Annotated in this window: 5 protein-coding genes; 2 read left to right on the top strand and 3 right to left on the bottom strand. The window is 70.3% G+C overall.

Annotated features, from left to right (window positions below; translation table 11 throughout):
- Positions 1-44 precede the first annotated feature (44 nt).
- The 3 genes from ACWF94_RS24405 to eccD form a co-directional block, all read right to left on the bottom strand.
- Positions 45-2,273 (bottom strand): polyribonucleotide nucleotidyltransferase, encoded by a 2,229-nt coding sequence (locus ACWF94_RS24405; RefSeq protein WP_453492258.1) that lies wholly within the window; start codon positions 2,271-2,273, stop codon positions 45-47.
- Positions 2,274-2,617: 344 nt separating this feature from the next.
- Positions 2,618-2,908 carry a 30S ribosomal protein S15 gene (gene rpsO / locus ACWF94_RS24400; RefSeq protein WP_093600212.1) on the bottom strand — a complete coding sequence of 97 codons (291 nt, stop codon included), beginning with the start codon at positions 2,906-2,908 and terminating at the stop codon, positions 2,618-2,620.
- 260 nt (positions 2,909-3,168) lie between these two features.
- Positions 3,169-4,653: a type VII secretion integral membrane protein EccD gene (gene eccD, locus ACWF94_RS24395; protein WP_453492255.1), complete on the bottom strand. Its 1,485-nt coding sequence runs from the start codon at positions 4,651-4,653 to the stop codon at positions 3,169-3,171.
- 184 nt (positions 4,654-4,837) lie between these two features.
- On the opposite strand from eccD, the gene eccCa reads away from it, so the two are divergent.
- Both eccCa and ACWF94_RS24385 read left to right on the top strand, forming a co-directional pair.
- Positions 4,838-8,788 (top strand): type VII secretion protein EccCa, encoded by a 3,951-nt coding sequence (eccCa, locus tag ACWF94_RS24390; RefSeq protein ID WP_453492252.1) that lies wholly within the window; start codon positions 4,838-4,840, stop codon positions 8,786-8,788.
- Positions 8,789-8,870: 82 nt separating this feature from the next.
- Entirely contained in the window at positions 8,871-9,116 is a 246-nt protein-coding gene (locus ACWF94_RS24385; protein ID WP_453492249.1) for a DUF397 domain-containing protein, read from the top strand.
- The last annotated feature ends 33 nt before the right edge of the window (positions 9,117-9,149 follow it).

Genomic DNA, 9,149 nt, shown 5'->3' with positions numbered 1-9,149 from the left:
CGCCTGGGAAGAGGCGCGGGCCGTCGCTCGGGGACTGCGCGGCGTCACTTGGCGGCATCGTCCTTCTTGTCGTCGGAGCCCGCGTCATCGGACTCGCCCTCGATCACGGGGATCAGGGAGAGCTTGCCGCGGGAGTCGATCTCGGCGATCTCGACCTGGACCTTGGCACCGACCGCGAGGACGTCCTCGACGTTCTCCACGCGCTTGCCACCGGCGAGCTTGCGGATCTGCGAGATGTGCAGCAGGCCGTCCTTGCCCGGGAGCAGGGAGACGAAGGCACCGAAGGTGGTGGTCTTGACGACCGTGCCCAGGTAGCGCTCGCCGACCTCCGGCATGGTCGGGTTGGCGATGCCGTTGATCGTGGCGCGGGCGGCCTCGGCGGCCGGGCCGTCGGCGGCACCGATGTAGATGGTGCCGTCGTCCTCGATCGTGATCTCGGCGCCGGTGTCCTCCTGGATCTGGTTGATCATCTTGCCCTTGGGGCCGATGACCTCGCCGATCTTGTCCACGGGGATCTTGACGGTGATGATCCGCGGGGCGTTGGGGGACATCTCGTCCGGGGTGTCGATCGCTTCCATCATCACGTCGAGGATGTGGAGGCGGGCGTCACGGGCCTGCTTGAGGGCCGCGGCCAGGACGGAGGCCGGGATGCCGTCCAGCTTGGTGTCGAGCTGGAGGGCGGTGACGAACTCCTTCGTACCGGCGACCTTGAAGTCCATGTCGCCGAAGGCGTCCTCCGCACCGAGGATGTCGGTGAGGGCGACGTAGTGGGTCTTGCCGTCGATCTCCTGGGAGATCAGGCCCATGGCGATACCGGCGACGGGGGCCTTGAGGGGCACACCGGCGTTCAGCAGCGACATGGTGGAGGCGCAGACCGAGCCCATGGAGGTGGAGCCGTTGGACCCGAGCGCCTCGGAGACCTGGCGGATCGCGTAGGGGAACTCCTCGCGCGACGGCAGGACCGGGGTGATGGCGCGCTCGGCGAGCGCGCCATGGCCGATCTCGCGGCGCTTGGGGGAGCCCACCCGGCCGGTCTCGCCGACGGAGTAGGGCGGGAAGTTGTAGTTGTGCATGTAGCGCTTGCGGGTCACCGGGGAGAGGGTGTCCAGCTGCTGCTCCATCCGGAGCATGTTCAGGGTGGTGACGCCCAGGATCTGGGTCTCGCCGCGCTCGAACAGGGCGGAGCCGTGGACGCGCGGGATGGCCTCGACCTCGGCCGCGAGGGTACGGATGTCCGTGACGCCGCGGCCGTCGATGCGGACCTTGTCCTTGATGACGCGCTCGCGCACGAGGGACTTGGTCAGCGAGCGGTAGGCGGCGGAGATCTCCTTCTCGCGGCCCTCGAACTGCGGGATCAGCTTCTCGGCGGCGACGGCCTTGACGCGGTCCAGCTCACTCTCGCGGTCCTGCTTGCCCGCGATGGTGAGCGCCTGGGCCAGCTCGTCCTTGACTGCGGCGCTGAGCGCCTGGAGGACGTCGTCCTCGTAGTCGAGGAAGACGGGGAACTCACCCTCGGGCTTGGCGGCCTTGGCGGCGAGGTCCGACTGGGCCTTGCACAGGACCTTGATGAAGGGCTTCGCGGCATCGAGACCGGCGGCGACGACCTCCTCGGTCGGCGCCTCGGCACCGCCCTTGACCAGGGCGATCGTCTTGTCGGTCGCCTCGGCCTCGACCATCATGATCGCGACGTCGCCGTCGTCCAGGACCCGGCCGGCGACGACCATGTCGAAGACGGCGTCCTCCAGCTCGGTGTGGGTCGGGAAGGCGACCCACTGGCCCTTGATCAGGGCGACGCGGGTGCCGCCGATCGGGCCGGAGAAGGGCAGGCCGGCGAGCTGCGTGGAGCAGGAGGCGGCGTTGATGGCGACCACGTCGTAGAGGTGGTCGGGGTTGAGCGCCATGATCGTCTCAACGATCTGGATCTCGTTGCGCAGGCCCTTCTTGAAGGAGGGGCGCAGCGGGCGGTCGATCAGGCGGCAGGTGAGGATCGCGTCCTCGGAGGGGCGGCCCTCCCGGCGGAAGAAGGAGCCGGGGATCTTGCCGGCCGCGTACATCCGCTCCTCGACGTCGACCGTCAGGGGGAAGAAGTCGAGCTGGTCCTTGGGCTTCTTGGAGGCGGTGGTGGCCGACAGCACCATGGTGTCGTCGTCCAGGTACGCCACGGCGGAGCCGGCGGCCTGCTTGGCGAGGCGGCCCGTCTCGAAGCGGATGGTGCGGGTGCCGAAGGAGCCGTTGTCGATGACGGCCTCGGCGTAGTGGGTCTCGTTCTCCACTAGTGATTTCTCCGTTACGTTTCGTCTTTCGTCTCCTCGCCCGTGTGGCGGGGGGACGTGCGGAGAAGCTCTCGTACTGCGGGCCGGTCTTCGATCGAAGCACCCGGGGGCTTTTCTCCGGGGGCCACTACCGAGGACCGGCGGCGGCGAGTCGGCTTCTCACTCTTCGGTACTGCGTTCAGTGCTGCGTTCTGGCGTGCGGTGGATCGGGTCGTGCAGGTGAAGCACTGTGTGCGACCAGAGTAAGTGCGGTCCGGTACGGAACGCACGTACAGCCGGTCACGCACGTACAGCAAAAGGGAGCGGCCCCCTCTTCACCGGGAACCGCTCCCCTCCACGGCGTCCTACTTGGCGCCGCCGGCCGCACCGCGGCGGATGCCGAGGCGGTCGACCAGCGCGCGGAAGCGCTGGATGTCCTTCTTGGCCAGGTACTGCAGGAGCCGGCGGCGCTGGCCGACCAGGATCAGCAGTCCACGGCGGGAGTGGTGGTCGTGCTTGTGGGTCTTGAGGTGCTCGGTCAGGTCCGAGATACGGCGGGAGAGCATCGCGACCTGCACCTCGGGGGAGCCGGTGTCGCCCTCCTTGGTGCCGAACTCGGTCATGATCTGCTTCTTCGTAGCGGCGTCGAGAGACACTCGGTACTCCTCTGGTGTGTTCTATGCGCCCACGAGTGCCCCTGGTCTCGATCTCAGGAGGGCTTCCGTGACTCGGAGGCGAAGGTCCGATGAGCGCTGCCCCCAGGGAGTCCGGGGACGCGTACACAAACGGCCGTCGGCCAGCCTACCAGCCCCCGGCCAGGCTCCTTACCAGCGGGTCAGCGGCCCTCCCGGCCCGGTCGACAGGCTATTCCAGCCGGTCAGGGAGCGGGCGGCCAGCCGGTCAGGGAGCGGGCCTGCTAGCTGGTCAGGGAGCGGGCGGCGTTGAAGACGTCGAGTACGGCGAGGCAGAGCGGGACGAGGGCGAGCAGCACCAGGCCCTCGGTGAGGTCGAGGAGGCGCCCCCAGAACGGTGAGAGGCCCTTCCTGGGGATGACCAGGCCGATGGCGGTGATCAGCGCGGCGCCCGCTGCGACGGCCGCGGCGAGCCAGATCGTACGGATGTCCAGGCCGCCCCGGTCGCCGTACATGATCAGGTCCTTGACCAGGTCGACGGGCGGGTTCAGGGAGAGGCCGAGGACCAGCAGGGCGATCGCGGCGATCCCGGCGACCAGGGCGCAGGCGACCTGCGAGGTGTAGCGGAAGAGCCGGGCGCGCAGCAGCATCGCGAGGCCGGTCGACAGCGCGAGGAGCTGGCCCCACAGGCTGCTGGAGAAGCCGAGCACGGCGGCGGAGCCGACGACGACCGCCGCGCAGCCGCCGACCAGTCCGAGGAGCATCTCGTGGCCGCGGCGGGCCTGGAGCGCGATGCGCTCACCGTCGACGGGGCCGGGCTCGGCGTCGGGGGCCGCGCCCGGCTCGGCGGGGTCGGCGTTGAAGTCGTCGTCGGCGGCGCTGCGCGGGGACGCGTAGCCGATGGGGAGGCGGGCGAAGCGGGCGGAGAGGCCGGGGAGGAAGGCGACCAGGCCGATGGCGACCGGGGCGACGACGGCGGCGGTCTCGGTGGCGGAGGCTTCGGTGAGGATGCCGATGAACGTGGCGAGGGTGCCGGTGGCGCTGAGGAAGGTCGCGGCGACGAAGGGGGCGTCCCCGCTGGGGGTGAGCGCGACCAGGGCGACCGAGGCGACGAGGACGGTGACACAGCCGAGGAGGAACTGGAGCTTGCCGGGTCCCTGGCCCGCGTCGGGGCCGATGATGCCGGACCCCGCGATGAGCAGCAGCGGGAGTGCGCCGAGCCCGAGGGCGACGGCGGTTGCGCGGTCGGCGTAGACCCGGGCGCGGACGCCCGCGAAGGCGGTGAGCAGGAGTCCGCCGGCGCCCGCGATGATGCCGGGCAGGCTGTGCATGTCGTGGCGGACGGGGTCGGCGTACCAGAGGACGAAGCCCATCAGGACGAGCAGCAGCACGCCGCCCACCAGGCCCGCGGCGCGCAGGAGTTCATCGCTCCACAGATGGCGGTCGCGGCGCACGGCGGAGGCGACCGCGTCGGATACGTCGTCATAGACGGCGGGCGGCAGGGACTGGGCGAAGGGCCGCAGGCTGAGGACTTCGCCGTCGAGGACCCGCTGGCCGGCCAGTGAGCGTGCTCCGTCGAGTACGGTGCCGTCGCGGCGGACGAGGTGGTAGCCGGTGGGGGTGCCCGGCTCCTGCGTCTGACCGGTGAGCCGCAGGATCTCGGGGTAGACGTCGGCGACGGCGATGTCTTCGGGGAGGGCGACATCGATCCGGCTGTCCGGCGCCACCACGGTGACGCGGCAGAAGCCTGTCGCTGCGGTCGTACTCACTTGTTCGGACCCCCTGATTCGCGGTTGCGCACCATGCGCGCGCCACCCTACCGGGACGCATGCCCCTGGTCCCCAAGTAGGATCACCGTCGCGCGGAGGGGGCCCGCCGCTCACGGGGGCGTCGGTCGAGGAAGCTGCCCGCCTGCATTCCTGAATTCGTCCGTATCGAGGGATTGATGCTCCGGTGAGCCAGATCGTCGTGAAACGCCCGCCGAGGTCGCTGCCGCCTGAAGTGCCCACGCAGGAACTGGCGCTGGAGCCGCCTCCGGAGCTGCCGCGGGGTCAGCAGGAGGGCATGCTGATGCAGATCCTGCCGGTGCTCGGCATGGGTTCGTCGGTGGTCTTCTTCTTCTCGCCGCAGGCTCCGCCGTTCATGCGCATCATGGGTGTGCTGATGCTGTTCTCGACGGTCGCGATGGTCATCGCACAGGTCGTCAGATTCCGCCGGGGTACGCAGGGGCAAATGGCAGATGTCCGCCGGGACTATCTCAAATACCTCGCCCAGACCCGGCGGTCGATCCGCCGGACGGCGCGCAGGCAGCGGGATGCCCAGCTGTATCTGAACCCGGCGCCCGAGCAGCTGTGGTCGCTGGTGGCCGAGGGTTCGCGGGTGTGGGAACGGCGGGTGGGCGACAACGACTTCGCGCAGGTACGGGTCGGGCTCGGCGCGCAGCAGCTCGCGACGCCGCTGGTGGCGCCGGACACCGCGCCGGTCGATGAGCTGGAGCCGCTGTCGGCGGGGGCGATGCAGCAGTTTCTGGCGGTGCACGGGTCGCTCGACGGGCTGCCGATGGCGGTCTCGATGCGGGCGTTCTATCACGTGACGATCTCCGGGGAGCCGCAGTCGGCGCAGTCGGCCGCGCGGGCGCTGGTGTGCCAGCTGACCACCCTGCACTCCCCCGAGGATCTGACGGTCGCGGTGGTGGCGGCACCGGGTGCGGTGGAGCGGTGGGACTGGACGAAGTGGCTGCCGCACACCCAGGTGCCGGGGCAGGTCGACGGGGCCGGGACGAAGCGGCTGTTCGGCGACGACCTCGGTGAGCTGGAGCAGTTGCTGCACAGCAGGCTGGACGGGCGGCCCCGGTTCAGCCGGGAGAACCAGCCGGTGCTGGACCAGCCGCATGTGCTGGTCGTCCTGGACGGCGGGATGGTGCCGCCGGACTCGCTGTTCGCGGCGGCCGAGGGCCTCCAGGGCGTCACCATCGTCGAGGTCGTCTCCGGTGATCTCGACGAGCCGCGCGGTGGTCTTTCGGTGATCGTGCGGCCGGGCCGGCTGCGGCTGGCGTCGGGCCATCGGGTGGCGTACGAGGGGGTCCCGGACGGGATCTCGCTGCCGGCCGCGGAGGCGCTGGCGCGTCAGCTCGCGCCGCTGCGGATGGGTGGCGGCGACAACGACGAACCGCTGCTGGCCAATCTGGACTTCACGGATCTGCTGAATCTGGGGGACGCGGCCGGGGTCGATGTGGCGCGGACCTGGCGGCCCCGGTCGACGGCCGAGCGGCTGCGGGTGCCCATCGGTGTGGGCGAGGACGGCCAGCCGGTGATGCTGGACCTCAAGGAGGCGGCGCAGGAGGGCATGGGCCCGCACGGGCTGTGTGTCGGCGCGACCGGTTCCGGCAAGTCGGAGCTGCTGCGGACCCTGGTGCTGGGGCTCGCGGTCACCCACTCGTCGGAGACGCTGAACTTCGTGCTCGCTGACTTCAAGGGCGGTGCCACGTTTGCCGGGATGTCGCAGATGCCGCATGTCGCGGCGGTGATCACCAACCTGTCGGACGATCTGACGCTGGTCGACCGCATGGGGGACGCGATCCGCGGTGAACTCCAGCGGCGGCAGGAGCTGCTGCACAGGTCGGGCAACTACGCGAACATCCATGACTACGAGAAGGCCCGCGCGGCCGGTGCGCCCCTGGAGCCGCTGGCCTCGCTGGTCCTGGTGCTGGACGAGTTCTCCGAACTCCTCACCGCCAAGCCGGACTTCATCGACATGTTCATCCAGATCGGCCGGATCGGCCGTTCGCTGGGCGTGCATCTGCTGCTGGCCTCGCAGCGCCTTGAGGAGGGCAAGCTGCGCGGTCTGGACACGTATCTCTCCTACCGGATCGGGCTGCGGACGTTCTCCGCCGCCGAGTCGCGGACGGCGATCGGGGTGCCGGACGCGTACCACCTGCCGTCGGTGCCGGGGTCGGGGTATCTGAAGTTCGGTACGGAGGAGATGACCCGGTTCAAGGCGGCGTATGTCTCCGGTACGTACCGCACCGCCGGGCCGGATCTGTCGGTGGGTCAGCTGCCCATCGAGCGGCGGCCCGCGGTCTTCACGGCGGCTCCGGTGCCGGTGGTGTACGCGGCCCCCGATCCGGCCGCGACCGCCGCGGGCTCGGCGGACGACGACGCGCTGTCGGACACGGTGCTCGATGTGATCGTGCGCCGGCTGGAGGGGCAGGGGGTGCCCGCCCATCAGGTGTGGCTGCCGCCGCTGGACCAGGCGCCGACGCTGGACCAGTTGCTGCCGGGGCTCGCGCCGACCCCGGAGCGCGGGCTGACCGCGACGGAGTACACCCGGCCCGGCGGGCTCACGGTCCCCCTCGGGCTGATCGACAAGCCCTTCGAGCAGCGGCGCGAGGTGCTGTACCGCGACTTCTCGGGGGCGGCGGGCCACATGATGGTCGTCGGCGGCCCGCAGTCCGGCAAGTCGACGCTGATGCGGACGCTGGTGTCGTCGTTCGCCCTCACCCACACCCCGGCCGAGGTGCAGTTCTACTGTCTGGACTTCGGCGGTGGCGGGCTGTCCTCGCTCTCCGGTCTGCCGCATGTGGGCGGGGTGGCCTCCCGGCTGGACCCCGAGCGGGTACGGCGCGCGGTCGCCGAGGTGCTGGGGGTGCTGAACCGGCGCGAGGAGTTCTTCCGCGCGCAGGGCATCGACTCCATCGCCACCTACCGGCGCAGGCGCGCGGCGGGCGAGCTGCCGGGTGAGGCATGGGGCGATGTGTTCCTGGTCATCGACGGCTGGGGCGGGTTCAAGAACGACTACGAGATGATGGAGCCGGTCGTCGCCGATCTCACGGCGCGCGGCCTCGGCTACGGCATCCATGTCGTCATCACCGCCGCCCGCTATATGGAGGTGCGGGCCGCGCTCAAGGACCAGATGCTGGGCCGGCTCGAACTGCGGCTGGGCGATGTCATGGACTCCGAGTTCGACCGCAAGGTGGCGGCGAACGTGCCGACCGGGGTGCCGGGCCGGGGGCAGGTGCCGGAGAAGCTGCACTTCATGACCGCTCTGCCGCGTATCGACTCGGTGAGCGACGCGGGCGATCTCTCCGACGGCACGGCGGCCTTCGTCCAGACGGTCAGGAGCCACTGGAACGGGCCGCCCGCGCCGGCCATCCGGCTGCTGCCGCGGATGCTGCCCGCCGAGCAGCTGCCGAAGGGCTTCGAGCAGCCGCGGCAGGGGATCGCGATCGGTATCGACGAGACAGGTCTGGAGCCGGTGTTCGTCGATTTCGAGACCGATCCGTTCCTGCTGGTCTTCGGGGAGAGCGAGTCCGGCAAGACCGCGCTGCTGCGGCTGATCGCCCAGCGGATCACCGAGCGATACACCCCGGAGGAGGCGCGGATCGTCGTCGGCGACTACCGGCGCACGATGCTGGAGGCGGTGCCGTCGTCGCATCTGCTGGAGTACGCGCCGATGACCTCGGCGATGGAGATGCACATGGACGCCATCGCCACCGTGATGGGCAAGCGGGCGCCGAAGCCGGACATCACCCCGCAGCAGTTGCGCGACCGCAGCTGGTGGTCGGGGCCACAGCTCTTCGTGATCATCGACGACTACGAGCTGGTCGCCACCAACTCGGGCAACCCGATGTCGGTACTGGTGGAGAACCTGCCGTTCGCGCGCGATGTCGGGATCCGCTTCATCGTCGCCCGCAGCTCCGCGGGCGCCTCCCGGGCGATGTACGAGTCCTTCATGCAGCGCGTCAAGGAGCTGGGCGCGCAGGGCGTCATCCTCTCCGGGGACCCGGGCGAGGGCGACATCCTGGGCAATGTGCGGGCGCGGCCGATGCCTCCGGGGCGCGGCACCTTCGTCTCCCGCAAGCGGGGCGCCCCGCTGATCCAGGTCGGCTGGCAGCCGGATCGGTGAGGCCCTTAGGGTGGGCCGGGAACGTCGTTGGACACAGAACCTCGTTGGACGAGCAGTGAGATCCCTGGGAGGCACGGCGCCGATGGCCGAGGCAGTCGACAAGGAACGCGTGAAGGAAGAGCTGTACGCCCTCGACATCTCCGGCGTGGAGTGGCTGAGCGCGCCCGGGACGAGCGAGGACGAGGAGCGGGTGGAGATCGCGCATCTGCCGGACGGAGCGGTCGCCATGCGCTCCTCGCTCGACCCGGACACGGTGCTGCGCTACACGGAGGCGGAGTGGCGGGCGTTCGTCCTCGGCGCCCGGGACGGGGAGTTCGACCTCAAGTAGGCCGAGTGCGCGAGCACACGAAGGGGGCTGCCC

This window comes from Streptomyces sp. NPDC055078 (genome assembly GCF_053607985.1).
The sequence above is the reverse complement of the archived record's forward strand: the minus strand, read 5'-3'. Positions and strand labels throughout refer to the sequence as shown.